Genomic DNA, 26,009 nt, shown 5'->3' on the forward strand with positions numbered 1-26,009 from the left:
AATAATTAGGTAACTGTATGGCTCTACTTGAAAATCTAACCATTAAAAGGCGTTTGCAACTCAACGCTGTAGTTGTTGGTGTGGCATTACTGGTGATGTTAGCGGTGATCATCACTGAAGCTAATACAATGCGCCAATTGAATGAGACTATTCAATATGCAGAAGAACTGGATGTTCATGAGTTATCCATGCGCAAGTATGAAAAAAACTTTCTGTTTTATAAAGACGTAGCAGCGCTGGATAAATACGAAAAAGAATATCGTTTACTTAAAGAGAAAAAAGCCAAGCTTGAAGCTGTGTTTATCAATTTTAATATTGATTTAGGGCAGCTTGATCAGTTTGAGGGACTGGTGACGCAATATCATAAAGAATTTAATCGCGTCGTTGAGTTACAAAAGACCATTGGCCTGCATCCAAAAGATGCGCTGTACGGCGAGCTGAGAAAAGCGGTACATGGGGTAGAGACATTGTTAAAGCAAAAAGAAGACTATAAGCTTTTGACTACCATGCTGCAGCTAAGACGCGCCGAAAAAGATTTTATGCTGCGATTAGATACTAAGTATCTAGGAAAATTCAATAAACATATAGACACTTTCGAATCTCAAATCAGAGAATCTAGTCATGATAGGGCCTATCAGCAGGAGCTAATTAGATTACTGGGTGTATATCAAACGAAGTTTAAAGGGCTGATTGATGCACAAGTTGAGCTTGGGGTTGATTTGAACAGCGGTGCACTGGGCGATATGCGCAAAGTGGTTAAAGAAAGCGATGCTGTTGTTGTCGCTATTGTTGAGCAAACTAAGCAAGAAATCGCTGACAATGCTGAATTTGCTAAAACGGTCGCTATTCTTATTTTCGTTGCTGCTGCTGCAATCGTGATGATTTTAGTGTGGTCAACGAGCCGTTCTATTATTCGCCCGGTAGAGCGTGTATATCAAACCATTGAGCGTATTCGACGCGAGAATAATCTAGGTATATTAATAGACCAAAGTGGTAATGATGAAATTACCATTATGACGCGTGACTTCAATAGCTTAATCGAAGACTTTAAAAACCTAATTTCTGATGTAAACCGTGCATTAGTGACGATTAATGATGCAACAGAGCATTTATCTGCAACAACGGCGCAAACCAGTGCCGGTATGAATGAGCAGTTACATGAAGCGGATATGGTTGCGACCGCGGCAACCGAAATGCAGGCTACCATTCAAGATATCTCACATAATACGGAAGCGGCGGCGCAAAAAGCGGAGTCGACCAATAAAAATGCGCAGCAAGGTCGCAGTGAAGTCACCTCAACTATTGACCATATCATGGCACTGTCTCATTCACTCAGTGGTGCATCGGAAGTGGTCGGTCAGCTAGAGCGAGATGGGGAAACTATTGGCTCTGTACTGGATGTTATTCGCGGTATCGCAGAGCAAACAAACTTATTGGCACTCAATGCGGCAATTGAAGCGGCGCGAGCCGGTGAGCAAGGCCGAGGTTTTGCCGTGGTTGCGGATGAAGTTCGTTCCCTTGCGCAGCGCACACAAGACTCAACGCAAGAAATTGAAAGCATTATTTCAACACTACAACAGCGTACTCAAGATGTCGTGAGTATTATGGAAGAGTGTCGTGGACAGAGTAATGAAAGTGTCGAGCAGGCAGAGCGTGCCGGTGAATTGCTAGGGCTTATTACTGAAGATGTACAAAACATCATGGATATGAGCACGCATATTGCGACGGCAATTGATGAGCAAAACCTGGTCGCATCAGAAGTAAATAAGAACGTTGTGAAGATAAGAGACATCGCACAAGGTGCTTCTGAGCATGCTGCTTCGAATGCGCAAAGCAGTGAAGAGCTATCTGAACAGGCGCGTGCACTGCACGACGCTATCGACAAATATAAAGTATAACCTCTAAAGCGCCTAAAGTGGATTTAGGCGCATCGCCTACCTCTGACAGTCTTTAAAGTTTCAGGTTGATGATGACGTTGCTTTTTATGCTGTTACCCTAAGGTATAAACTTGATGGGTACACTGTCTTTACTTTGTAGGTGTGCTGCTACTTTATCTTGATATTGCTGCCAGAGTTGCTCGCGGTTGTTACATAATTTACGTAAATACTGCCAGCTAAACAGCCCTGAGTTATGTCCATCATCAAAGCACAGCCTCACTGCGTAGTGACCGACTGGTTCAATCTTGACTATGGTGACCGCGTGTTTATTTAACACCAATTGCGCTTGCTCAGGACTATGACCTTGTACTTCGGCTGAAGGGGAGTGGGTACGTAAGTATTCAGCACTCACAGAGGCGTGTAGATCATCGTCGAAGGTAATGTCGAGCAGTTTGCTCTGACGGTGGTAGTGGAGTTTAGTGACTTGATACATAAAAATGAGGCCAGCTTGGCTGGCCTTGTCTCCAATTTATAGGATGAAGCGGCTTAAGTCTTCATCTTGGACGAGTATGTCTAGGTGCTGCTCAACATATTTAGCATCAATGGTCAGTGCTTGACCTGATTGCTCTGACGCGTCAAAAGAGATTTCTTCCATCAGTTTTTCCATCACGGTGTGAAGACGTCGTGCACCGATGTTTTCTGTTTTCTCATTGACTTGCCATGCAGCTTCAGCAATACGTTCAATCGCATCATCAGTAAAGTCGACAGACACTTGCTCTGTTTTTAACAGCGCTTGTTGTTGCTCAGTCAGTGAAGCATGAGGCTCTGTTAGAATGCGTTTAAAGTCTTTGGCTGTCAGCGCTTCTAGTTCAACACGAATAGGTAAGCGGCCTTGTAGCTCAGGAATAAGGTCTGAAGGTTTCGCCATTTGGAAAGCACCAGAAGCAATAAACAAGATATGGTCAGTTTTTACCATACCGTGCTTGGTACTAACTGTTGAGCCTTCAATTAACGGCAGTAAATCACGCTGCACACCTTCACGGCTGACATCAGGTCCAGATGCTTCACCACGCTTACAGATTTTGTCGATTTCATCCACAAATACGATGCCGTTTTGCTCAACAGCAAAGATTGCTTGTTCTTTTAGCTCTTCAGGGTTAACCAACTTGGCAGCTTCTTCTTCAATAAGCAGTTTGAATGCTTCTTTGATTTTCAGCTTGCGATTCTTTTTCTTATCGCCTGATAAGTTTTGGAACATGCCTTGCAGTTGGTTGGTCATTTCTTCCATACCAGGAGGTGCCATGATCTCAACTTGCGGCGATGTTTCAGCAATATCGATGTCGATTTCTTTATCGTCTAACTGGCCTTCGCGTAGTTTCTTGCGGAAAACCTGACGTGTTGAGCTATTTTCAGCTGGCTGTGCTTCGCCCCATGCGTCTTTTGCTGGTGGCAATAACGCATCAAGAATGCGTTCTTCTGCCGCTTCTTCTGCACGATGCTTGTGTTTTTTAGTTTGCTGCTCGCGGGTCATCTTGAATGACACTTCGACCAAGTCGCGGATAATGGTTTCAACTTCTTTACCCACGTAACCAACTTCGGTGAACTTAGTCGCTTCAACCTTGATAAAAGGCGCGTTGGCAAGCTTGGCTAGGCGACGTGCGATCTCGGTTTTACCTACACCAGTTGGACCAATCATCAGAATGTTTTTTGGGGTGACCTCAGCGCGAAGATCGTCATTAAGTTGCATGCGACGCCAGCGGTTACGAAGTGCGATAGCAACTGCTTTTTTAGCCTTGTCTTGACCAATGATGTGCTGGTCTAGCTCATGAACGATTTCTCTAGGTGTCATTGCTGTCATGGATTTTCCTATTACAATTCTTCGATGGTCTGGAAGTTGTTAGTGAATACACAAATGTCACCGGCAATCTTCAAGCTTTTCTCAACGATTTCGCGTGCACTTAAATCAGTATTTTCAATTAGAGCAGTGGCTGCTGCTTGGGCAAAGTTACCCCCGCTGCCGATAGCGATCAGGTCATGCTCTGGCTGCACCACATCACCATTGCCTGTGATGATCAATGACGCGGTTTCATCCGCAACAGCAAGGAGCGCTTCTAGCTTTCTCAGTGCGCGATCTGTACGCCAATCTTTGGCCATTTCCACAGCCGCACGTGTTAGGTGTCCTTGGTGCATTTCTAATTTAGTTTCGAAACGCTCAAATAATGTAAACGCATCGGCTGTACCGCCAGCAAAACCAGCCAGTACTTTACCGTTGTAAAGGCGACGCACTTTCTTTGCATTGCCTTTCATCACCGTATTGCCAAGAGACACTTGGCCGTCACCGCCGATAACAACTTTGTCATCGCGACGAACGCTTACGATAGTAGTCATAGTATTCCTTAAAGAGGCCTTTGCCTCGGATAATTATATCAATAAATGCATAGATGAGGGCTGTTGGGCTAAATTCAAGTCCAGCCCCAAATTCCGCAGTCAACGATTTTAATACGTTGCAGTCTGTTCTTGTCGCTTTCAGCATCACGCTTTTTATCATAAGGGCCTAGGCGAACACGGTACCAAACGCCATTGCTGCCTTCGGTGCGGCGTATTTCAGATAATAATCCAGCAAAGGCGATGCGGGCCTTACGTTTTTCTGCTTGCTCGTAGGTTCGAAATGAACCACATTGCATTTGAAAAGGGCCTCTTGATTTGATGACTTTCACCTCAGCTTCAACTTCGGCTGTTTTCATGTCATCGATAAAAGAGGGGGGGCGTGGCAGCTCTTTTTTCTCTTCTACTACAGCGATAGGAGCAGCCGGTTTTTGTGCCTGTTGTACTTTGGCAGGATCTGCATGCTCTTTGATAAACCACAGACCATAACCAAAGCCACCTATCAGTAACAATGCAAAAGCGGCAAGGACTTTAGGGAATGGTTTTTGTGCTTTTGGCTGTGGTTTCTTTTGGCCCTTTTTTTTGGGCGTTTTATTTATGTAATCGTGTTGTGCCATAACAGTTAATAGGTATCCATAGGATCAACATCAATATTCCAACGCACGCGTGTTGCAAGCTTGTGGCTGCTGATATATTCCTTCAATTGCATGAGATATTGATGCAAAACATTACGTTGTGATGCTTGTATATGTAATTGATAGCGATACTTTCCTGCGAGACGTTCCATAGGCGCAGGGATCGGCCCCAGCAATTGTATACCAGAGAATGGCTGAGCAGGAACCAGATCAGATAAAAATGTCATGACTAAGTGTGCCGATGTTGCTTCTGCTCTTATTAACGCTAGGTGTGTATACGGAGGCAACATGGCTTCTTGGCGCTCTGTTAACGCGTAACGCGCAAAGTCCTGATAGCCATTGTTGACTAAATCTTGTAGCAGGGGGTGTTCTGGAAAGTGTGTTTGCAATACCACAGTGCCAGGTTCGCCACTTCTTCCTGCGCGGCCTGACACTTGTGTTATCAGTTGTGCCATGTGTTCTGTGGCTCTAAAATCACTTGAGTACAATCCACTGTCTACATCTAAAATAATGACCAAGGCGACATCGGGAAAATGATGACCTTTGGCTAGCATTTGCGTGCCAATCAAAATTTGTGCGCCTCCTTGATGTATTTTTTCAAGTGCGCTTTCTAAGCTGCCTTTACGCCGAGTTGAATCTCTATCAATGCGACTGACGGGCACGTCTGGAAACTGTGCAGTTACAAACTCTTCAAGTTGTTCGGTGCCAAGGCCGGTTGGCATGATCTGTGTGCTACCGCAATCAGGACATTGATGAGGGACATACTGTTGTTCACCACAGTGATGGCAGACGAGGCGTTGCATGGTCTTATGGTACGTTGCACTGGTGCTGCAATGATGGCAATCGCTTAACCAGCCACACTCATGGCAGATAAGCGTAGGCGCAAAACCTCGGCGGTTAAGAAACACCATGGCTTGCTTACCCATTGATAAGGTGCGTTCAATGGCTTTTAAGCTGGTATTGGCAAACCCGCCTTGGGTTTGTTGTGCTTTCATATCCACTAATAAAAACTGATTATCTTGACTTGTTTGTGCGCGCTTACTGAGTGTGAGCAGTTGAAACTTGTTATCTAACGCTTTTTTTAATGTCTCAAGCGCAGGGGTTGCGGTGCCTAGGAGCAATGGACATTGCGCTTGGTGCGCTCGATATGCTGCCAAGTCTCGGGCGTGATATCGCAAGCTATCTTGTTGTTTAAATGAATGATCGTGTTCTTCATCGACGACTATCATGGCAAGCGATTTAAAGGGTAAAAAGATACTAGAACGAGTACCAATGACAAGTGCTGCTGTCTCTTGCTGTGCGCGACGCCAAGTATGTAAGCGTTCATTATCAGTTAGGTTGGAGTGCCACAAATCAATAGGCAGTCCTTTGAAGCGGCGTTTAAATCGGTTGACTGTTTGCGGGGTTAAACCAATTTCAGGCACCAGTACCAAGGCTTGCTTGCCAGCACTGAGAACCTTTTCCAAGCACTGTAAATAGACTTCAGTCTTACCACTGCCTGTGACCCCTTCGATTAAGAAAGTACGAAAACCATCTGTATGATTGATGGCACTGCAAGCAGTTGCTTGTTCTTCATTAAGTAGGGGCTTGCTACCAACAGACAGTGCCGTGTTTTGCCATGACGTATCTGTGCGCAACTCTTCGCGGATCAGTTGCTTTTCTAGCAAGCCCTTGATTTGTGCTTGAGTAAAGCCCAGTGTTTTGAGTTCCGTGTGTGTCGCATCTCCAGCGGTACGCATTTGTTCAAGCAGTGCTTGTTGCTTTTTGGCTCTCAGGTTTACTACTTCGCGCCCCTCATCTGTCAATGTCAGCATGGGAACTTGCGTTTTATCGACATCTTGACCATCACGCAGTGCACCCGGCAAAGCGGTAAATAAGGTTTCTCCGAAAGGGTAGCAGTAATAGTGACTAATAAATTCTAAAAAGTTTAAATGTGCGGTATCTAAAATTGGCGTGCTATCTATAACAGATTCAATCGGTTTTATTTTATCTTCAGGAACATCACTGTGCGTTTTGAGCTCGGTCACTACCGCTACGCAGCGTCGATTTGCAAACTTGACCCATACGCGACCACCAACACAGGGGGTCATCGTGCTTTGATAGGTGTAATCAAATGTTTTGTGTAAAGGGACTTTTATTGCGACTGCTGCAAATGGCATGTGCTCTCCAAGTGATCCGCCGATTGCGTAAAGTATGAAAGTGAATTGGGCTGATTATACCTTATCGCCCTATGCTTGTGAGGCTAAATTATGGATAGTGAACAGGAATAATAAAAATCCCCATAATAACTAATTTATTGCTTGTAGTTTGTACATGAAAGTCCTAAAATACGTGTCCAATTTATTTGTATAACGACGTATGGTGCCAAACTTCGGGTTTGGAGAGCGATACGGCCTTAAACTAGAGGTTTCCTATGAAAGACGGTATTCATCCTAAGTACGAGACGATCTCAGCAACTTGTTCTTGTGGTAACAAATTCGAGACGCGTTCAACACTTTGTAAAGACATTCACCTAGACGTATGTTCTGCATGTCACCCATTCTACACTGGTAAGCAGAAGATCCTTGACACAGGTGGTCGTGTTGATCGCTTCAACAAGCGCTTCGGTGCGCTATCTGCTAAGCGTTAATCACGACTTAGTCAGCAAGAGAAAGCACCTACGGGTGCTTTTTTCGTTTGTGAGCAAATCAATTATTCCCTATTAAAATTACTTTCTTCTCTTTCTCTCGCAATAAAAATCACTCTCAACTTGGTATTGTATTAAAAAGTTGCCATATTTGTTCTATAACATAGTTAAAACAATAGATTGTTAGCATAATAAACCATCGCATCTGTGACCTCGTTTTTATGATTAATAGGTTGGTGTTGAGTGTTTAAATTCGCCTTAGTTATGAATAGTTATGCGGGTTAAATTTGTTATTAAAGTCATCTAAATGTCACTAAATGTAGTTATCTTTCTTTAAAGTTGGATTAATGCTGTGATTGTTGTTCTAAGATGATTTTATTGTCTATTTTGCATATAAATTAATCTATTGTCGCCCTGTTTAGTTTGTGTAAGCGTTAAATTGTTGCAGTAAATATTGATGAAAAGTGGCTTAAAAGTCGCTAAATTACAAAAAATATCTGCTAACAGGATAGACCTGATAGTGCTTGAATTAATTTTCAAAAAAGGTATTGTTTAAGGCAGTTAGCGAATTTTTATCTCACTCTCACTTTTAACTTCTCGTAGGAAAAAATCGCGTCATGTCAGATTTACGTGAAAAAGCATTACATTACCACGCACACCCCGTCCCAGGTAAAATCAGTGTTGAGCTGACAAAGCCAGCTGAATCAGTCAAAGATCTTGCCCTAGCTTATAGTCCAGGTGTTGCAGAACCTGTACGTGAAATTGCAGCCGATCCAGCCAATGCATATCGTTATACCGGCAAAGGCAATATGGTCGCTGTTATCAGTAATGGTACTGCTATTTTAGGCCTAGGTAATTTAGGCCCATTGGCGTCTAAGCCTGTGATGGAAGGTAAAGCTCTTTTATTTAAGCGTTTTGCTGGATTGGACTCAATTGATATTGAAGTGAAGCACAACACAACTGAAGACTTTATCAATACGGTTGCAAACATTGCAGACACATTTGGTGGTATTAACTTAGAAGATATCAAAGCACCTGAGTGTTTCGAGATCGAAAAAGCGTTGATTGAGCGTTGTGATGTACCGGTTTTCCATGATGATCAACACGGTACAGCGATTGTTACAGCTGCGGGTATGTTGAATGCGCTTGAAATTCAAGGTAAAGACATCAAAGAAGCCATCATTGTTTGCTTAGGCGCAGGTGCTGCAGCTATCGCATGTATGGAGCTATTGATTAAATGTGGTGCACAACGCGAACACATTTATATGCTAGACCGCAAAGGTGTTATCCATACACGTCGCGATGACTTAAATGAATACAAAACGCTGTTTGCCAACAATACGGACAAGCGTACTTTGCAAGATGTCATTGCTGAGGCTGATGTGTTTGTAGGTGTATCTGGTCCTGACTTATTATCACCGGAAGACTTGAAGTTGATGGCTGATAAGCCAGTGGTATTTGCATGTTCTAACCCAGATCCAGAGATCAGTCCAGAAGTGGCTCATGGCGCGCGTGATGATTTAATCATGGCGACAGGCCGCTCTGATTATCCTAATCAGGTTAATAACGTACTGTGTTTCCCATTCATTTTCCGTGGTGCGCTTGATGTGCGTGCAACCGCTATTAACGATGAAATGAAGATTGCAGCAGTGGAAGCGATCCGTAGTATTGCTAAAGAGCCTGTACCTCAAGAAGTATTGGTTGCAGCGGAAGTAGATACATTGGAGTTTGGCTCAGAGTATATTATTCCAAAACCAATGGATCCGCGCTTACTTCCTCGCATAGCGAAAGCGGTTGCACAAGCTGCAATTGACTCAGGTGTGGCGCAAATTGATATGCCAGAAAATTACATGGCCTAATCACCAGATACAAAAAAGCCTCACATATTTGTGAGGCTTTTTTTGGCTTGAACAAAGACTTAATCTTCGTTGATCTCTGGGATTTCTAAGCCCATTTTTTCCATGATTTCACGAACTTCCGCAGGGATCTTTTCAGGATTATCTTTTCTTAAATCTTCATCGTTTGGCAAAGGTTGCCCTGTAAAGGCATGAAGAAAAGCTTCACACAATAATTCACTGTTTGTTGCATGGCGCAGGTTATTCACCTGTCGACGAGTCCTTTCATCCGTCAGTACTTTAAGTACATTCAGAGGAATTGAAACCGTGATCTTTTTCACTTGTTCTGATTTTTTACCGTGTTCTGCATAAGGGTGAACATATTCACCGTTCCATTTAGCCATAATTGTGTACTTGCCTCAGTGTTTACCTTGAATGCAAATAAGACTGTATTTTGCGTGCTGAGTGAACTGCAGACGGTGTGTACTTCGCACAAAATTTATGTGTGTGCATTGTACAGGAAATTGGCAGAATACTCGGTCTTTTGCCATATTTGGTCAAAGATCCAGTCTTATTGACATCCTTTATCGCTTTCGTGGCGAAATTTTATCGGTTTGAATAAGATAGTCAAATACTAGTTATTTAGCCATATAGAAGGATAAATGCTTTGACATCTTTTAATTGTTCATCTAACCTTTTAGACGTCTAAACATCCAAGTATCTAGGTGACCTATGAGCCAAAGTAAAAAGTCAACGATTGCCGTAAGAAATGGCATCGATGCTGACAAGCATCACGGTGCAGTTGTGCCTCCTCTTTATTTATCTACGACCTATTCTTTTGCTGATTTTGATAAGAAGCGAGACTATGATTACGGTCGCAGTGGTAATCCAAATCGCGATATATTAGCCGACACCCTGACGCAACTAGAGGGTGGTGAAAAAGGCATTATCACGGCAACTGGCATGGCAGCAGTTCACCTAGTCACACAGCTGTTAAATCATGATGATACGCTGGTTATTCCACATGACTGTTATGGTGGAAGCTACCGCTTATTTACATCGTTGGAGAAGCGTGGCTTACTGAAAGTAAAAGTGCTTGATTTGACTCAGCCTGACAGCCTTGCGCAAATTGCAGAGATTGCACCTAAGATTGTTTGGATAGAAACACCGAGTAACCCTATTTTACGTTTAACGGATATTGAGGCCGTGGTGAATGCTGCACATGGGTGTGGTGCTTTGGTTGCTGCGGACAATACATTTTTATCACCGGCATTGCAAAATCCAATTGCGTTCGGTGTAGACATCGTGGTGCATTCAACCACTAAATTTATTAATGGCCACTCAGATGTTGTTGGTGGTGCCGTTATTGCACGCACTCAAGAGCTCGGCGATGAGCTTGCTTGGTGGGCAAATAATATCGGGATCACGGGCTCTCCGTTTGATAGTTACTTAACACTGCGCGGTTTAAGAACATTAAAAGTACGCCTAAAGCAGCATGAGCAAAATGCATTAGCGATTGCGCAGTATTTAGAAGCCTCACCCTTTGTCGAGCAGGTATATTACCCGGGTCTTGAATCACACCCTCAGCACGAACTTGCGAAAAAGCAGCAGCATGGATTTGGTGGCATGGTGAGTTTTGATATTAAAGGGACTCTGAAAGACTCTGCGACATTTTTAACCTCACTTTCTCAGTTCTCTTTGGCAGAATCTTTAGGCGGTGTGGAAAGTTTAATTTGCCACCCAGCGACTATGACTCATGCGGGCATGGAACCACAGGCTCGCCTTGAAGCAGGCGTTGGAGATACTTTGATCCGTATTTCAGTTGGTATCGAAGATGTAGAAGATTTACTTGCTGATTTAGAGCTGGCTTTTCAAAAAGTAAATAGCCCTGAATCTGGCAGTTCAGACAGTGCTAAAGATTTTAAGTTATCACCAGCACATACGGTTTTATGGTAAGCACATGACAAAAGTAGTACATAAATTTGGTGGCTCAAGCCTGAGCTCAGCAGCACGTTATCAAGCGGTTGCAAATATTATTTTGGGCCAATGCCAAGCGGGTGATTGTGTAGTCGTTTCTGCAGCCGGTAAAACGACCAATACTTTGGTCAAGCTATGGCAAAGCTATGTGCAAAAAGATGACAATGGATTTAACGACATCTTATTGCAGGTAGAAAATCATCAAAATCAGCTTCTAAGCGAGCTATTTGATAGTCAACAGGTGAGTGCATTATCAAGCCAACTAAAAGATGAATTGCAGAGCATTGCTAAAGCGGCCAAGGGTGGCGTGTTGCACGAGGCGACATTGCTGGCTCATGGTGAGATTTGGTCAGCAAGATTATTAGCGCGTTTGCTTTGCACGTTAAATGTGGAATCGTTGGATGTTGATGCAAGAACGCTGTTCACACAGCATCAGGGACAATTATTACACGCTCAAAATAAGCAAGCTTGTCTTGCGCAAATTAAAGCGGATAAGATTTACGTTGTGACTGGCTTTATTGCCTCAGATTGCGACGCAAAAACAATTACACTTGGACGTAATGGCAGTGACTATAGCGCAACTTTACTTGCTAACTATATTGATGCTAAAGCGGTTTCAATTTGGACTGATACGCAGGGCGTATTTAGCACGGACCCTCGTAAAGTGAGTTCTGCAATAAAATATCCAAAAGTGTGCCGTGTTCAAGCCAACCTATTAGCTCGCCTTGGCAACCCTGTACTGCATGCGAAAACACTTTCTCCATTAAAAGATACCAATATAAAATTACAAGTTCGTAGTAGCTATGACCCAGAGGTCGTTGGTACGGAAATCGTTAAGCAAGGCTATAGCAAAGACAAACGTTTTATCACCACTTTTGATGAGCTAGATTTGATCCGTGTTGAAGGACTAGCTGTTGGCGAAGTTCGTACTTTGAGTCAGCTCATACAGCATAGTATTCATCACTTTAATAAAGGGGGTGATGATTATTTACTTGTGCCAAGTAAGGACACGCATGCTGTTGCGAGTCATTTAGCAGGGCGGGGTAACATTGTTGAGTCACACCTCAGAGGATTGGCAATTGTTGCGCCAAGTCATGAAACGGCGCATTTAACTCAGCAGGCTGCTACTGTGTTAGAGCAGCAAGATGTGGTTGTACGCTTTACTCACAGCGATGGTAGCTATGCCTTGTTCTTAACCGATCAATCAATAGACAGTGATGTACTGGCTATTTTGCATGATAAATTGGTGAACAAAGGCCGAGAACTTGCTGTGATCATCGCCGGACTTGGCAATGTCGGTGAGGTATTTGTTGAGCAATGCCAAAAACAAGTTGAAAAGCTCCAAGCGACCTTCGATCTTAAAGTTGTTGCATTGGTTCGCTCAAAAGAAATGTTGTTTTGCCCAAGTGGTATTAATATTGAAAACTGGCAGCAGCAGTGGCGTAGTGAAGCACAAGGCTATCAGCCAGCAGATTTACTAGAGCGCATTGGTGAGCTTGATTATGAAAATAAGGTCGTGATAGACATCACTGCCAGCGATGCCTTTAGCAATATGTACCCTAGTTTTGTCGCACATGATTGTCACCTGATCAGTGCCAATAAATATGCAGGTACAGCAGAGCAAGCTTGGTATGGTAAGCTGCTTGAGCAGCTACAAGAGCGTAACTTGCATTGGCGATATAACACCAGTGTTGGTGCTGGATTACCGATTAATTTTGCCCTCGCGGATTTACAAAATAGTGGCGATACAGTGACGCGCATTGAGGGTGTATTCTCCGGTACGCTTTCGTGGTTATGTAGCAGCTTTGATGGCAGTAAAGCGTTTTCTGATCTGGTGTTAGAAGCACAGTCCATGGGCTATACAGAGCCTGATCCTCGAGAGGATTTATCAGGACGAGATATGCAGCGTAAACTGCTTATTTTAGCCAGAGACCTAGGTTTACAGCTTGATGTTGACGACATCGCTCTAGAACCTTTGATGCCTGCGCACCTGGCTGACGGTGACTGGGATTCGTTTTTGGCCAAGCGTGAAGCGCTAGATGAGTTTTACCAATCTCGTTATGAGAAAGCACAATCTGAAGGTAAAGCATTGCGCTATACTGGTGCATTAGAGGTCGACTCCCAAGGTAAAGTCAGTGCGAAAGTCGGTATTGCTTTTGCAGAAGCCGGTAGTGCAATCGCAAATCTAACGCCTGGTGACAATATATTTGTGATCACCAGCCAATGGTATGAAAGTAATCCATTGGTTATCCAAGGCCCTGGTGCGGGTAAAGAAGTGACAGCAGCAGGCATACATTCAGATTTGTACTGGTTAACTCAAAAGCTCAAGTAATAGTTCTTTTTTGCCAAGAGATTGAATAACTAAAAGGCCATGCTTAGCATGGCCTTTTTTATTATCTTCAGAATAGTTCTTCTGTGGCTGGTAGTGCATCTTCAAATGGGGTGCTACTACCAGAGTCTAAAACATATTTGGTTGGTGCAGTGCCGCGTTCAAAGTACTCAAAACGACTGGTGTAGTCATTTTTTTCACTTAATAGTCCTGTTTTTAAATCAATTCGGATCGAAACCAGTCCCGGTGGAGGCTCTATTGGTGCCAGTGGTACTTCTTTGAGTGCATGTCGCATAAAGCTTACCCATGCAGGTTGTGCCGTAGTGGCGCCCGCTTCGGCGCCGACGATTTGCTTTTTACCTAGGTTGCTATTGTAGGCTGCTCTGCCCAAGGGTTTACTGGCATCATCAAAGCCTACCCACACTGTGGTCAATAGGTTACGGTTAAAGCCGGTAAACCAGGTATCGACAGCATTGTTGGTGGTGCCCGTTTTACCCGCTAAATCTTTTCGTTTTAGCGTTTGTGCACGCCAACCTGTGCCTGTCCAACCTGTTTTGTGTCGCCAACTGCCTCCGCCCCAAATTGCACTTTTCAGTGCATCAGCCACCAAGAAGGCATTTTTCTCGGAGATAATTCTTGGTGCACATGTATAGGGGTCTACCTCTAATTCATCTTCGTTGCAAACTCGTAGTGGGCTAGCAGTACCCAGCTCTTTACCAAACGCATCGGTAAGTCGATCGATAAAGTAGGGTTCAATCAGGTGACCACCATTGGCAAAAGCACTCATACCTCTTGCCATTTCCAGCGGGGTCATGGCTGCACTGCCCAGCGCAAGAGATTCACTGCGCACGACATCTGCATCATCAAAGCCAAATTTAAGAATATGATCTGCAGTATTATTTAATCCGACACCACGCATCAGCCGCACAGAGACGACGTTTTTTGATTGGGCAAGGGCTCTGCGAATACGAATTGGACCACTGTACACATCTGGGCTATTTTTGGGTCGCCAAGCAACGCCTAGGCTTTTGTCCCAATGGTTGATTGGGGCATCATTAATGATGGTTGCAAGTGTGTAATCACCTTCTAAAGCTGCTGAATAGATAAACGGCTTAATGTTTGAGCCAACCTGACGTTTGGCTTGAACCGCTCGATTGTACTGGCTTTGCTTAAAGCTATAGCCACCCACAAGCGCTTTAATTTGACCGTTTTGTGGATCGAGTGAAACCAGTGCACTGGCAGGTTGTGGCAATTGGCTTAACATCCATGTTTGATCAACACGTCGAACCCAGACTTGCATGCCTGGGGCTAAAATATCTGCCGCAGATTTTGGCGCGTGACCTTGACGACGCTCAGTGATATAAGCACGCGCCCAGTTTATGGCTGGCCATTCTAATGTAATGGTTTCACCTGATTTGAGGATAACTTCAGCGGATTGGTCTTCAATCTCGGTGACGACTGCAGCATGAAGTGGGTCAATTGCTTTGACTTTTTTAAGTCGTTCGGTGATTTGTGTTACGGTCCATGGGGTATCATCTTCCTGCCAGTAACGAGCACTGGGTCCTCTGAAACCATGTCGCATATCATAATTATGTAAGTTATTGATAAGTGCTTGTTGTGCAGCCGCCTGTGTACTTGCATCGACTGTCGTGTAAACGCGAAAACCTGAGTTGTAAGCTGTATCTGCGCCATAGGTTTCAACCATGTAAGCGCGCACCATTTCAGAAATATATGGGGCGTATAACTCAATTTCAGCACCATGGCGCTTTGCTGTGATTGGTGCATTGATGGCATCTTGGTACTGTGCTTGCGTAATATACTTTTCAGCAAGCATACGGCCTAAGACGACATTACGTCTTGCTTTTGCGCGGGTTGGATTACGTATCGGGTTGAGTGCAGAAGGCGCTTTAGGTAAGCCTGCAATCATCGCCATTTGAGGTAATGTTAGCTCGTTAAGCTCTTTTCCATAATACACTTGTGCAGCAGCGCCGATACCAAATGAGCGATGCCCTAATTCAATCTTATTGAGGTATAGCTCAAAAATTTCGTCTTTACTCAGTAAGCGCTCAATATGTAAGGCAATGAAGATTTCTTTGACTTTACGAATATAGGCTTTTTCTCGAGTTAAGAAAAAGTTTCTTGCCAATTGCATTGTGATGGTACTTGCGCCTTGCTTTTTTTGACCCGTGCTGACTAGCACAATAAAAGAGCGCACAATACCTATGGGGTCAATGCCAAAATGTTCATAGAAGCGGTTATCCTCTGTCGCTAAGAAGGCATTGACCATAGGCTCGGGTACGTCGGCGATTTTTACCGGTATACGGCGCTTCTCACCGAACTGGTTGATCAGCTTCCCGTCACGGGTAAATACCTGCATAGGGGTTTGTAACTGGACGTCTTTAAGGACTTTGACGCTGGGAATATCGGATTTTACATAGAAATATAAGCCGACCAGGATCAGTAAGCCAAAAAGGCCAAAAACGAAAATAGTCTGTAGTAATCTTTTTAATAAATTCACGAATTTATCTCTAGTGAGACTCCCAATTACAAGTGGACGCTGTTAGTATATCCTGATTAAAAAACGATTAATAACTTTTGCGTAAATTCTTCTGCCCGAACAGGTGTCAAATAATGCACTGTTGTTGTTTGGTAAGTATAATGCATAATACTTAAGGCGTATCAAATGTTAATTCCTAATTGAGCACGCCAAGATAACGACTAGAACTAATACTTGGGTAAATTGCATGTTCGATCAAATATTTAAAAAGCACGCCCCTTTGATGGTTGGAATAGATATTGGCTCGCACTGTGTAAAAGCTGTGTTGCTTGCTGAATCAAGTGCAGGCTATCGAGTGGAAGCGGTTGCCATTGAACCGCTGCCAAAAGGTGCGATGAAAGAACGCGCAATCCAAGATATCGAGGCGATTGGTCGTGTTATCTCTAAACTGAAAAAAAGGTTGCCAAAAGGTACTCAGTTTGCATCGGTTGCCGTTTCTGGGCAAACCGTTATCACAAAAATGATTTTTATGGATGTGTCTTTAACAGACGCTGAATTAGAGTCACAAATCGCCATTGAGGCAGACAGTTTAATCCCATACCCACTTGATGAAGTCAGTTTGGACTTTGAAAAATTATCAGTGAATGAAGCGGATCCCTCCAAAGTTAATGTTCTATTGTCTGCTGCGCGCACGGAAAGCGTGCAAGCACGAGTCGGCGCGTTGGAAGAGTCAGGGTTAAAGGCAAAAGTGGTTGATGTGGAAAGTTATGCATTGGCACGGTCTGTAGATGTGTTGTACGAGCAATTACCGTCAGATTCTTATGACAAAGTCGTCGCCATTATTGATATTGGTGCGGTCGTCACCTTGATCAGTGTGGTACAGTCGGGAAAAACACTTTACACAAGAGATCAAGTCTTTGGTGGTGAGCAATACACTAATAGTATTGTTGCATATTACAACAAGACTTTTGATGAGGCTGAATTGGCAAAGACAACAGGGGACTTACCACCTAATTATACCTTTGAGGTACTTGCTCCTTTTCAAACCTCACTTTTGCAGCAAATACGCAGAGCATTGCAAATGTTTATGACAACCAGTGGGCATGATCAAGTGGATTACATTATTTTGACTGGCGGTACAGCGCTCGTCGAAGGGTTAGATCGACTTTTGGTCGACGAATTAGGTGTACATAGCATCATTGGCGATCCATTTGCGAATATGGAAATAGCTCCTAAAGTTGATAGAAGTGTGCTTAACCGTCACAGTGCGCAATTCTCGATAGCAACGGGACTGGCTTTGAGGAGCTTTTCTGCATGCCACATATAAATTTACTTCCATGGCGAGAGCAACAGAGACAGGCATCTCAGCAAAAGTTTTTGTCTATCTTAGCGGTTATAGTCGCGACAAGTTTGGCCATTATGTATTTAATGGGCACATTTTATGACGGATTAAGACAAGGCCAGGAAATTAAAAATCGCTACTTGCAAGGTGAAATAGCCAAATTAGATAAGCGCATTGGTGAAATCGAAGGGTTGAATAAGCAAAAAGAAAATCTTCAGCGTCGGATACGGCTCATTGAGGTACTGCAAAGTAACCGTAATTTGGGGACTCAAATTATTGATGAAGTGGCGAGAGTTGTTCCTGCTGGTGTGTATTTAACGAGTTTGGAGCGCTCTGAGAATATGATAAAAGTGGTGGGGCGCAGTGAGTCAAATAACCGTTTGTCGCAAATGCTCAGAGCGGTAGAGTCGTCCTATTTGCTCGAAAAACCTGTGATCCAAGGCATTGTTGCAGGAAGCAATGATGATAGATTACTCAGTGATTTTATGATGCACTTTTATGTTAAGTCATTTGAACAAATGGAGCAGGAGCGTCAGCAGGCTGGTAATGCAGAGGTAGGAGTACCAGAGTCGTGAAATTTGATATCAAAGCATTACAAGAAATTGATTGGAATGAAGTTGAGCTAGATAACATAGGCGAATGGCCTTTACCCGTTAAGATACTATGCTGCACCATGGTGGTGCTAATTATGCTTATTGTTGGTTATACCATGCTTGTGTCTTCATCTATCGACCGCTACGAATCGGCCGTAAATAAAGAAGAAGAGCTCCGTAAGAGTTACCGCATAAAATATGGGCGCGCAAATAACTTAGAGCTATACCGACAGCAAATGCTTGATATGGAAGAGCAGTTTTCACAATTGTTGAGAAAATTACCAACGTCGAACGAAACGCCAGGATTGTTAGATGACTTAACGTATGTTGGCACTTCTAGCGGCTTAACGTTTTTGAAAATTGGCTGGTTACCCGAAGTGAAAAAAGAGTTTTATACGGAGTTACCTATTAATCTAGAAGTTGTGGGTAGTTACCATGAGTTTGGTGAGTTTGTTAGTAAAGTAGCTCAGTTGCCGAGGATAGTGAGTTTGCATGATTTTAGAATAGAAAATGCAGGTAATAACTCATTAGTTTTTGGTGTGGTGGCGAAAACTTACCGTTATGAGCAAGGGGAAAGCCGATGATGCGGCTGGCTCCTTTGATGCTCCTAATACTGCTGTTATCGGGGTGTAATGATGATACCGCGGAGCAAAAGGAGTATATAGATAGGGTACAAGCCAGTGCGACACCTTATATTGACCCTATTCCTGAAATGATGAGTTTTGAGCACTTTCCATATCAAGCGTCTGAATTGCGCAGTCCGTTTGTGGCGCCTCAGCCTGAAGTTATTGAAAATCGGCTCGTACAAATAAAAAATTGTTTGCACCCAGATCCTGAGAGAATGCGTGATCCACTTGAAAAATTCCCATTGGATAACCTTGTTATGAAAGGCATAATTGCAACCAATGTGACGACGTGGGCATTGATAAAGGCCGCTGATCAGGGGTTATATCGGATAAAGGAAGGGCAATATATGGGGCTTTATCATGGTGAAGTGGTTGGTGTGCACAATGATAGAATTGAGTTAATGGAGCTTATCCCTGATGGCTCTGGTTGTTGGAAAGAGCGACTCACAACAGTTGAGATGCCAGAAGCTGGTGAAATGGGCGCGAGTGAATAATAAAAAGGTGATACGACTATGACGCGCAACCTAGCGAAGAGTTTTGCGAAAACACTGATAGGTGGAGTATTTTTAGGAGCTTCAATGTGCTCTTATGCGATCCCCATGCTTTATGATGTGCGCTACAATCCGATTGCTTCTGGTGAAACAGAATTACAGTTGGTATTTGATGAGCAGCTTGAAGGAGAGCCTCAAGTTCAAGTTTTGAATGACCCGGCGCGCTTGGAATTGTTTTTCAAAGATGCTGAGTTTGAAGAAAGCTTAAAGCAGATGGCCATTGGTAAAGCAGGGATCCGTGCAATTCAAAGCAATATGGAAGCTGATGGTTTTCGAATTTCTATTTTGCTTGAAGAGCTCAAGCTGTATAAAACCACGGTGAAAAATAACTTGGTTTATTTGCAGGTTTCCGATAAACCTATCCCTGACCCAAGTACTGCGGAAAAAACAAGTCAATATATTAACGGCATTCAAAGTATTGATTTCAAACGTACGAGCGAAGGTGCAGCGCAAGTGTTGGCATTTTTGCAATCAGCGCAAAGTGCAATAGATGTACAGCAGGTTGGTGATAAAATCATCGCAGATTTTCATCATATTAGTATTCCTGATGAACATTTATATGAGCTAGATGTCACTGATTTTGGTACGGTTGTAAGTAAAATAGAAACGTTTAGAGAAAATACTAAAACGCGCATGGTTATTGAGCCGAATTCTGCGTTTAAATTTAATTATCAACAACTAGACAACATATTTACTCTGACGGTTGAAAAAGACACGACTGAGTTTAACTTTGGTGAAAACAAGTCATATCAAGGTCAGCCAATTACCTTGAACTTTCAAGACATTCCGATCCGTTCTGTACTGCAAATAATTGCAGATACGAATAACTTTAACTTAGTTACGAGTGATTCTGTATCTGGCAATATCACCTTACGACTCGATGGTGTACCGTGGGACCAAGCTCTCGATGTAGTACTGCGTGTGAAAGGCCTTGATAAACGGATGGAAGGGTCTATTTTAATGGTGGCGCCTTCTGAAGAGCTGAGTGCACGTGAAGCGAAAGAGTTGCAGGCAAGAAAGCAAGTTGAAGAACTAGAGCCATTATATACGGAATATATCCAATTAAACTATGCAAAAGCGCAAGAGTTCTCGGATTTATTAAAAACGGACGTTAACTCTATAATCAGTTTGCGAGGTAGTGTGTCTGTTGATACACGAACCAACACACTATTGATTAAAGACACTGCGCGCAGTATTGAAAGCATACGACGCATGGTTGAAAAACTGGATGTGCCAGTCAAACAAGTACGGATTGAGTCTCGTATGGTCACTGTGACTGACAACATCCAGGAGGATTTGGGGATCCGCTGGGGATTTAGTGATCAGCAAGGCAGTGATGCTGTATCAGGCAACCTTACAGCAGCTGATTTGCTTTCAGGTGGCACGATACCGGGTTTAGAAGACAGGTTAAATGTAAACTTACCAGCACCGGCAACGGCTGCAAGTATTGGCATGCATATCGCGAAACTTTCAGATGGCACTTTGATAGATCTTGAGTTATCCGCACTAGAGCAGGAAAACAAAGGGGAGATCATCGCGACTCCGAGTATTACAACGGCGAACCAAAAAACAGCGCGTATTGAGCAAGGTACTGAGATCCCGTTTGTTGAAGCGTCTTCCAGTGGTGCGACGGCCGTTGAGTTTAAAAAAGCGGTATTGAGTTTAGAAGTGACACCGCAAATTACGCCCGATAATAAAATTATTTTAGATTTAATTATCACTCAAGATACACGAGGTGATACAGTACAGACCGCAAATGGCCCAGCTGTGGCGATTAATACCCAGCAGATCCAAACACAAGTATTAGTTGATAATGGCCAAACTGTCGTTCTTGGTGGTATTTACCAACAAGAAACGACAAACGCAGTGAGTAAAGTACCACTTCTTGGGGATGTTCCCTACCTTGGTGTGCTATTTAGAAACACCAAAGAGATTAATGAAAAGAAAGAGTTGTTGATTTTTGTCACGCCCAGAATTATGAATGATAATTTGTAATGGCGATAAATTAACAAATAAAGGTGGAATTTACGCCTTTTGACTTGAAATGTTGAATAGATTACTGAGATAATCCCCTCCTTAATTTTGGGGCCAGGTCGTTAGGCGGGGTTTTATTTCAAATTTTAGAGTTCGTTTGTACTAAAAAGATATGGCTGAGAAACGTAATATATTTCTAGTAGGCCCTATGGGGGCTGGTAAAAGCACGATTGGTCGTCACATTGCTGACCAATTACACCTTGAGTTTTTTGATTCAGATCAGGAAATTGAGCGCCGTACTGGTGCTGATATTGCTTGGGTCTTTGATATCGAAGGAGAAGAAGGTTTTCGTAAGCGTGAAGAGACTGTAATTTCAGATTTGACTGAAAAGCAGGGCATCGTTCTGGCAACAGGCGGTGGCTCAGTGATCAGTAAGGAAGTGCGTAACAAACTGTCAGCTCGTGGGATTGTAGTATATTTAGAAACACCCATTGAAAAACAAGTGGCTCGAACACAGCGAGATAAGCGCCGTCCTTTATTACAGACTGGTGAAGACTCAAGAAAAATTTTAGAAGATTTAGCTGAGCAACGAAACCACTTATACAGCGAAGTTGCTGATATCGTTGTACGCACTGATGAGCAAAGTGCGAAAGTAGTCGCAAATCAAATTATAGATAAGTTAGATTTTTAATTGCCAATATAAAAAGGAGGGTGTAGTGATGCTTGAATTGAATGTGGATTTAAACGAGCGGAGCTATCCCATCTATATTGGGCAAAACTTACTATCCGATAAAGGGCGATTGGTTGAGCACATTGGTCACAGTCGCCCAGTTATCATCAGCAATGAAACCATTGCACCTCTATATCTCGAAGTCATTGAGTCACAGCTTAGAGATTTATCCCCGCTGCACTTTATCATTCCTGATGGTGAACAGTACAAATCGCTTGAGTGGTTTGAGAAGATCTGTGCATTTTTACTTGAACATAATTGCGGTAGAGACACTTGCCTAATTGCCTTAGGTGGTGGAGTGATTGGCGATCTTACTGGTTTTGTTGCTTCTGCGTACCAGCGTGGTGTGCCGTTCATTCAAATACCAACGACTTTGCTATCCCAAGTTGATTCATCCGTTGGTGGTAAGACTGCGGTCAATCACCCTCTTGGCAAAAATATGATTGGTGCTTTTTATCAACCTAAAGCGGTATTTATCGATACCAATTCACTTAAAACCTTACCTGCGAGAGAATTCGCAGCTGGTATGGCTGAAGTGGTTAAATACGGATTGATCTATGATGCTGATTTTTTAACGCTGTTAGAAGACAATGCGGCTCAGCTAAAAGCACTTGATACGCAGAGCTTAAATCAAATCATCTATCGCTGCTGTGAAATTAAAGCAGAGATAGTTGCTAAAGATGAAAAAGAGGCAGGGCTGCGCGCACTGTTGAATCTTGGGCATACATTTGGTCATGCGATAGAAGCACAAATGGGTTATGGCAATTGGCTGCATGGAGAAGCCGTCGCAGCTGGTATTATGCTAGCGATGCAGCTTGGACAGCAGCGTGGCGATATGACTGAGCACGAGGTTACACGTATATGTAACTTGCTTGAACAGTATGATCTACCAATAGCTCCGCCTAAAGAAATGACGTCTGAGCAGTTTATCCACCATATGCGCAAGGATAAGAAGAATAAAAAAGGCAAAATCAGATTTATTTTGCCAACCTCGATGGGTGAATGTGCATTAGTTGATGATGTATCTGATGATAATGTAGGTCATTTAATAGGGCGGTAATGCAGTCTCAAATATTGCCAAGTCGCGCTGCCTTGGTAGACAGAATTGCAATGCAATTCGAATATGGGCAGAGCTTAATTTGTTTGGTCGGTAATTCGGGCTTGGGGAAAAGCTATTTAGCAGAGAGCTTTATTACCGACAAATATAGTGACTTTTCTAAAGCGTTTATCCAACTTAGTACACACTCAAAAGATGTAGATATTATACGTCAACTCATGGAGCATACTTTCCGTGCACCATTAGTGGATCAAAAACTTTCTTTAACTGAAAATTTTTTTGTACTCAATAGTGAGCAACCAGCGGAGCCATGCTTATGGGTGCTCGATGGTGCAAGGCATCTCAGTGATGAGCTAATAGCTGAACTGCAAAATTTAGCGACTCGTGCGCCAAATACACTCTACATATTGGTTACAGCACAAGCACCTAATCTGCTACCCAATGCATTAGATATCCATTTAGAGCCATTATCTCATGCTGAATCTAAGCAGCTAATGAGAATGTTTTTTTCTGAGTTGCCTCCCGATGACGATCCTATTTTTGCAACTTTTATCAGTGAAGCGAGGGGAAACCCGAGCGTATTACTCGATTGGCAACAGGCCCATCAGCAGTTGGACTTAAGGTACAATATGCCCTCAAAAGGCAAACAAAAGCACTTTTTTATTGGTGCATTTTCTTTGATTATTACCCTTTGCCTAATCGCCGCACTTTATAACAAACAATTACTCGATATGTTGTATATCAAGCAAGACGTGGCTGAGCAGCCATCAGAGTTACTCCCAGAACCCACGGTATTAGAAGCACAAGCAGTACTTGATGAGCAAGTGAGCGCTGTGCAAACAGCCCAAATAGAAGCCGCAAACAAGGAAAGCCCTAAAAATAACGCAACAGATACTCAAGCTGTCACCGCGATATTGGGTGCGTTGCTTACTTCACCGGCTGACTCTGTTGCCATAGCTGAAGATAAAGTCGTAGAAATTGAAGGCTCAGAAGCTGAATTTATCGATGCAAACAGCCTTGCTGACAACGAAGGGAAATCTTCATTAATACCAGAAGTTAGACAAGACGTTTATCAGCCTGATACAGCGGAAGATGCGTCTCTGGAAGTCGCTCAGCCTATCCCTGAGATTCAGAGTGAACAGATCTCTACAGCAGCGCATGATAATACATGGTTTTTATCTCGCTCCGATTCTGAGTGGACGATACAGCTGCTTGCTGTGACGGATAAAAAGGTGGCGAGTGAATTCATCAATCAGCATGGGTTAGCGAATTTCAAGGTTGCTGAAGTGCTCAGAAACGGTCGAACATGGTGGTTTGTGACTTTGGCACCGTATGCGAGTTTAGAAGATGCGAAATTGGCACGGGCTAAGTTAACGACGGATTTATTAGCTGCTAAGCCTTTTTTTAAACAGATCTCTCAAATAAAGCAGCAAATCCAACAGTCACAGTAAAAAAAATAGTGTAAAATCCCGCTACTTTTGGGTAATTAGATCGATCATGCAAAAAAAGACCAGAGCCTTTCTTAAATGGGCAGGTGGAAAATATAGTTTAGTGGAAGAGATCACTAAACGATTGCGCAGTGCAAACAGTGAGGCTGATACTTTGGTAGAGCCTTTTGTTGGTGCTGGCTCTGTGTTTTTAAATAGCAACTTCAAGCGTTATATTTTGAATGATATTAACGCTGATCTGATCAATCTATACAAAGAAATCCAGCGCGCGCCCGATGAATTTATCAGTGACGCAAGAAAACTATTTGTTGAACAGAATAATTGTGCTGACGCATATTACGAGTATCGAAAACAGTTCAACGAATGTGTCGATGTCTATGAGCGAGCAATTCTTTTTTTATACATGAATCGACATGGCTATAATGGCTTATGCCGATATAATCTCAAAGGCATTTTCAATGTGCCTTTTGGTAAGTATAAAAAACCTTATTTTCCTGAAAATGAGTTATATCACTTTGCTGAAAAAGCTCAGAATGCGACATTCACTTGCTTAGGTTATGAGCAAGTGTTCAAACGTCTACCTGAGAATTCGGTGATATATTGCGATCCCCCATATGTGCCTCTTAGCAAGACAGCCTCCTTTACCAGCTACGCAAAAGGCGGCTTCAATTTAGACGATCAAGCTCAGCTGGCTAATCTTGCTGAACGCGCGGCTTTTAAAGGTGACAAGCCTGTTTTAATTTCAAATCATGATACGGTGTGGACGAGAAAAATCTACAGTGAAGCTAATTTGGACGTGATACAGGTTAAAAGAACCATTAGTCCAAAGGGCAACGCTCGAAATAAAGTCAATGAATTAATGGCCTTGTATAATAAGCCTCTGTCTCGCAACTAACCGCCACTCTGATCGGCGAGCACTATCCCGTTTACGAGCAAGATGAGTCCCACAACAAACAATATGACAAAAAGAGTACCAATGAGGGCATAAGGCCAGAAGGGCGTGTGTGTGAAGTCGTGCTGATATTTTTTACTGCTCTGAACACCGAACATAGCGGCGAGGACGCTTTGAAAGATGCTGAAGAAAGTCATCATAACGCGTCCAGCCAGCTCGTTAAATGTCAGAAATACTAGAACTATCTTGATTTTCATCAGAGCCAATTAACAGCTCTAATAAATCTAGATAGTGAAACTGAGCATTGCTACTTCCACCGGTTAACCAAGCATACCAACTTGTGTGAGCTTCGCGTTTACAATGTTGATTATTATAATTATAAGATACGTCGACGCATTCACATGAGTTAGCTTGTGCCAGTTCAATGTCGTCATTCCCAAAAGAGAAAACACCAATTGAAATTACGGCTGCGGATGCCAACAATACTGTCCGTGTTTTTAGCCATGTTACCATAACCATCCCCTCAGCGATTAGCTATTCATTAATAGTACACTATGGATATTTATTAAACAATCGATTTATCTCTTTTCTATGTTGCTTACTCGCAATTGGCCAACTGCGCGTGCGTGTATTTC

The 26,009-nt window shown here is 43.0% G+C and carries 23 protein-coding genes; 14 read left to right on the forward strand and 9 right to left on the reverse strand.

The features are described from left to right. Positions 1-17 precede the first annotated feature (17 nt). On the forward strand, positions 18-1,898 hold the full coding sequence (locus AC2CZC_RS07730; protein WP_484584386.1) for a methyl-accepting chemotaxis protein: 1,881 nt from the start codon (positions 18-20) through the stop codon (positions 1,896-1,898). A 97-nt stretch (positions 1,899-1,995) separates the two neighbouring features. Here the strand turns inward: AC2CZC_RS07730 and AC2CZC_RS07735 are convergent, their stop codons facing one another. The 5 genes from AC2CZC_RS07735 to priA all read right to left on the reverse strand — a co-directional run bounded on the left by AC2CZC_RS07735 (position 1,996) and on the right by priA (position 7,056). Beyond that, positions 1,996-2,370, reverse strand: a complete 375-nt coding sequence (locus tag AC2CZC_RS07735) for a gamma-butyrobetaine hydroxylase family protein (RefSeq protein WP_484584387.1) — start codon at positions 2,368-2,370, stop codon at positions 1,996-1,998. Positions 2,371-2,406: 36 nt separating this feature from the next. Continuing rightward, on the reverse strand, positions 2,407-3,735 hold the full coding sequence (gene hslU, locus AC2CZC_RS07740) for an ATP-dependent protease ATPase subunit HslU (protein ID WP_237135662.1): 1,329 nt from the start codon (positions 3,733-3,735) through the stop codon (positions 2,407-2,409). 11 nt (positions 3,736-3,746) lie between these two features. Then, positions 3,747-4,265 (reverse strand): ATP-dependent protease subunit HslV, encoded by a 519-nt coding sequence (gene hslV / locus AC2CZC_RS07745; RefSeq protein WP_023398436.1) that lies wholly within the window; start codon positions 4,263-4,265, stop codon positions 3,747-3,749. A gap of 74 nt (positions 4,266-4,339) precedes the next feature. Then, positions 4,340-4,879: an SPOR domain-containing protein gene (locus AC2CZC_RS07750; protein ID WP_484584388.1), complete on the reverse strand. Its 540-nt coding sequence runs from the start codon at positions 4,877-4,879 to the stop codon at positions 4,340-4,342. Positions 4,880-4,884: 5 nt separating this feature from the next. Continuing rightward, positions 4,885-7,056: a primosomal protein N' gene (gene priA / locus AC2CZC_RS07755; protein WP_484584389.1), complete on the reverse strand. Its 2,172-nt coding sequence runs from the start codon at positions 7,054-7,056 to the stop codon at positions 4,885-4,887. Positions 7,057-7,310: 254 nt separating this feature from the next. On the opposite strand from priA, the gene rpmE reads away from it, so the two are divergent. Beyond that, positions 7,311-7,526 (forward strand): 50S ribosomal protein L31, encoded by a 216-nt coding sequence (gene rpmE / locus AC2CZC_RS07760; RefSeq protein WP_081216524.1) that lies wholly within the window; start codon positions 7,311-7,313, stop codon positions 7,524-7,526. 614 nt (positions 7,527-8,140) lie between these two features. Beyond that, entirely contained in the window at positions 8,141-9,382 is a 1,242-nt protein-coding gene (locus AC2CZC_RS07765) for a malic enzyme-like NAD(P)-binding protein (protein ID WP_063362812.1), read from the forward strand. Between the two features lie 59 nt (positions 9,383-9,441). Here the strand turns inward: AC2CZC_RS07765 and metJ are convergent, their stop codons facing one another. Then, positions 9,442-9,762 (reverse strand): met regulon transcriptional regulator MetJ, encoded by a 321-nt coding sequence (gene metJ, locus AC2CZC_RS07770; protein ID WP_063362813.1) that lies wholly within the window; start codon positions 9,760-9,762, stop codon positions 9,442-9,444. Positions 9,763-10,090: 328 nt separating this feature from the next. On the opposite strand from metJ, the gene metB reads away from it, so the two are divergent. Together metB and metL are read left to right on the forward strand one after the other, a co-directional pair. Further along, the gene (gene metB, locus AC2CZC_RS07775; protein WP_484584390.1) at positions 10,091-11,314 is read left to right on the forward strand and encodes a cystathionine gamma-synthase; all 1,224 of its coding nucleotides are present in this window, start codon (positions 10,091-10,093) and stop codon (positions 11,312-11,314) included. A gap of 4 nt (positions 11,315-11,318) precedes the next feature. Next, on the forward strand, positions 11,319-13,667 hold the full coding sequence (gene metL, locus AC2CZC_RS07780) for a bifunctional aspartate kinase/homoserine dehydrogenase II (protein WP_484584391.1): 2,349 nt from the start codon (positions 11,319-11,321) through the stop codon (positions 13,665-13,667). A gap of 67 nt (positions 13,668-13,734) precedes the next feature. Here metL and AC2CZC_RS07785 read toward each other — a convergent pair whose 3' ends face one another. Further along, positions 13,735-16,182, reverse strand: a complete 2,448-nt coding sequence (locus AC2CZC_RS07785; protein ID WP_484584392.1) for a penicillin-binding protein 1A — start codon at positions 16,180-16,182, stop codon at positions 13,735-13,737. Between the two features lie 226 nt (positions 16,183-16,408). Here AC2CZC_RS07785 and AC2CZC_RS07790 point away from each other — a divergent pair, with 226 nt between their 5' ends. The 9 genes from AC2CZC_RS07790 (at position 16,409) to AC2CZC_RS07830 (ending at position 25,377) form a co-directional block, all read left to right on the forward strand. Beyond that, the gene (locus AC2CZC_RS07790) at positions 16,409-17,488 is read left to right on the forward strand and encodes a pilus assembly protein PilM (protein ID WP_237135656.1); all 1,080 of its coding nucleotides are present in this window, start codon (positions 16,409-16,411) and stop codon (positions 17,486-17,488) included. Then, positions 17,476-18,078 (forward strand): PilN domain-containing protein, encoded by a 603-nt coding sequence (locus tag AC2CZC_RS07795; protein ID WP_484584393.1) that lies wholly within the window; start codon positions 17,476-17,478, stop codon positions 18,076-18,078. The genes AC2CZC_RS07790 and AC2CZC_RS07795 overlap by 13 nt, the downstream gene beginning before the upstream one ends. After that, positions 18,075-18,680 (forward strand): type IV pilus inner membrane component PilO, encoded by a 606-nt coding sequence (locus AC2CZC_RS07800; RefSeq protein ID WP_484584394.1) that lies wholly within the window; start codon positions 18,075-18,077, stop codon positions 18,678-18,680. Before AC2CZC_RS07795 ends, AC2CZC_RS07800 begins: the two co-directional genes overlap by 4 nt. Then, the gene (locus AC2CZC_RS07805) at positions 18,677-19,216 is read left to right on the forward strand and encodes a pilus assembly protein PilP (RefSeq protein WP_484584395.1); all 540 of its coding nucleotides are present in this window, start codon (positions 18,677-18,679) and stop codon (positions 19,214-19,216) included. The genes AC2CZC_RS07800 and AC2CZC_RS07805 overlap by 4 nt, the downstream gene beginning before the upstream one ends. 18 nt (positions 19,217-19,234) lie before the next feature. Further along, the gene (locus AC2CZC_RS07810; RefSeq protein WP_484584396.1) at positions 19,235-21,268 is read left to right on the forward strand and encodes a type IV pilus secretin PilQ; all 2,034 of its coding nucleotides are present in this window, start codon (positions 19,235-19,237) and stop codon (positions 21,266-21,268) included. A gap of 151 nt (positions 21,269-21,419) precedes the next feature. Beyond that, positions 21,420-21,938: a shikimate kinase AroK gene (aroK, locus tag AC2CZC_RS07815; RefSeq protein ID WP_036975093.1), complete on the forward strand. Its 519-nt coding sequence runs from the start codon at positions 21,420-21,422 to the stop codon at positions 21,936-21,938. 28 nt (positions 21,939-21,966) lie between these two features. Next, entirely contained in the window at positions 21,967-23,037 is a 1,071-nt protein-coding gene (aroB, locus tag AC2CZC_RS07820) for a 3-dehydroquinate synthase (RefSeq protein ID WP_484584860.1), read from the forward strand. Beyond that, positions 23,037-24,485, forward strand: coding sequence for an SPOR domain-containing protein (locus tag AC2CZC_RS07825; RefSeq protein WP_484584397.1), 1,449 nt, complete (start codon positions 23,037-23,039; stop codon positions 24,483-24,485). Before aroB ends, AC2CZC_RS07825 begins: the two co-directional genes overlap by 1 nt. Positions 24,486-24,531: 46 nt before the next feature. Next, the gene (locus AC2CZC_RS07830; RefSeq protein ID WP_484584398.1) at positions 24,532-25,377 is read left to right on the forward strand and encodes a Dam family site-specific DNA-(adenine-N6)-methyltransferase; all 846 of its coding nucleotides are present in this window, start codon (positions 24,532-24,534) and stop codon (positions 25,375-25,377) included. Here AC2CZC_RS07830 and AC2CZC_RS07835 read toward each other — a convergent pair. Further along, on the reverse strand, positions 25,374-25,631 hold the full coding sequence (locus AC2CZC_RS07835; protein ID WP_484584399.1) for a DUF2970 domain-containing protein: 258 nt from the start codon (positions 25,629-25,631) through the stop codon (positions 25,374-25,376). The genes AC2CZC_RS07830 and AC2CZC_RS07835 overlap by 4 nt on opposite strands. Continuing rightward, positions 25,594-25,887 carry a hypothetical protein gene (locus tag AC2CZC_RS07840; protein WP_484584400.1) on the reverse strand — a complete coding sequence of 98 codons (294 nt, stop codon included), beginning with the start codon at positions 25,885-25,887 and terminating at the stop codon, positions 25,594-25,596. Before AC2CZC_RS07840 ends, AC2CZC_RS07835 begins: the two co-directional genes overlap by 38 nt. Positions 25,888-26,009 lie beyond the last annotated feature (122 nt).

This window comes from Pseudoalteromonas sp. MMG033 (genome assembly GCF_057197785.1).

What these genes read in the sequence shown, in the direction of transcription:
- AC2CZC_RS07830 (WP_484584398.1), top strand. Translation starts at nt 24,532, where the DNA reads ATGCAAAAAAAGACCAGAGCCTTTCTTAAATGGGCAGGTGGAAAATAT.
- metJ (WP_063362813.1), bottom strand. Translation starts at nt 9,762, where the DNA reads ATGGCTAAATGGAACGGTGAATATGTTCACCCTTATGCAGAACACGGT.
- AC2CZC_RS07825 (WP_484584397.1), top strand. Translation starts at nt 23,037, where the DNA reads ATGCAGTCTCAAATATTGCCAAGTCGCGCTGCCTTGGTAGACAGAATT.
- rpmE (WP_081216524.1), top strand. Translation starts at nt 7,311, where the DNA reads ATGAAAGACGGTATTCATCCTAAGTACGAGACGATCTCAGCAACTTGT.
- metL (WP_484584391.1), top strand. Translation starts at nt 11,319, where the DNA reads ATGACAAAAGTAGTACATAAATTTGGTGGCTCAAGCCTGAGCTCAGCA.
- aroK (WP_036975093.1), top strand. Translation starts at nt 21,420, where the DNA reads ATGGCTGAGAAACGTAATATATTTCTAGTAGGCCCTATGGGGGCTGGT.
- AC2CZC_RS07805 (WP_484584395.1), top strand. Translation starts at nt 18,677, where the DNA reads ATGATGCGGCTGGCTCCTTTGATGCTCCTAATACTGCTGTTATCGGGG.
- priA (WP_484584389.1), bottom strand. Translation starts at nt 7,056, where the DNA reads ATGCCATTTGCAGCAGTCGCAATAAAAGTCCCTTTACACAAAACATTT.
- AC2CZC_RS07765 (WP_063362812.1), top strand. Translation starts at nt 8,141, where the DNA reads ATGTCAGATTTACGTGAAAAAGCATTACATTACCACGCACACCCCGTC.
- AC2CZC_RS07735 (WP_484584387.1), bottom strand. Translation starts at nt 2,370, where the DNA reads ATGTATCAAGTCACTAAACTCCACTACCACCGTCAGAGCAAACTGCTC.
- hslV (WP_023398436.1), bottom strand. Translation starts at nt 4,265, where the DNA reads ATGACTACTATCGTAAGCGTTCGTCGCGATGACAAAGTTGTTATCGGC.
- AC2CZC_RS07750 (WP_484584388.1), bottom strand. Translation starts at nt 4,879, where the DNA reads ATGGCACAACACGATTACATAAATAAAACGCCCAAAAAAAAGGGCCAA.
- AC2CZC_RS07795 (WP_484584393.1), top strand. Translation starts at nt 17,476, where the DNA reads ATGCCACATATAAATTTACTTCCATGGCGAGAGCAACAGAGACAGGCA.
- AC2CZC_RS07835 (WP_484584399.1), bottom strand. Translation starts at nt 25,631, where the DNA reads ATGAAAATCAAGATAGTTCTAGTATTTCTGACATTTAACGAGCTGGCT.
- AC2CZC_RS07810 (WP_484584396.1), top strand. Translation starts at nt 19,235, where the DNA reads ATGACGCGCAACCTAGCGAAGAGTTTTGCGAAAACACTGATAGGTGGA.
- aroB (WP_484584860.1), top strand. Translation starts at nt 21,967, where the DNA reads ATGCTTGAATTGAATGTGGATTTAAACGAGCGGAGCTATCCCATCTAT.
- AC2CZC_RS07840 (WP_484584400.1), bottom strand. Translation starts at nt 25,887, where the DNA reads ATGGTAACATGGCTAAAAACACGGACAGTATTGTTGGCATCCGCAGCC.
- metB (WP_484584390.1), top strand. Translation starts at nt 10,091, where the DNA reads ATGAGCCAAAGTAAAAAGTCAACGATTGCCGTAAGAAATGGCATCGAT.
- AC2CZC_RS07790 (WP_237135656.1), top strand. Translation starts at nt 16,409, where the DNA reads ATGTTCGATCAAATATTTAAAAAGCACGCCCCTTTGATGGTTGGAATA.
- AC2CZC_RS07730 (WP_484584386.1), top strand. Translation starts at nt 18, where the DNA reads ATGGCTCTACTTGAAAATCTAACCATTAAAAGGCGTTTGCAACTCAAC.
- hslU (WP_237135662.1), bottom strand. Translation starts at nt 3,735, where the DNA reads ATGACAGCAATGACACCTAGAGAAATCGTTCATGAGCTAGACCAGCAC.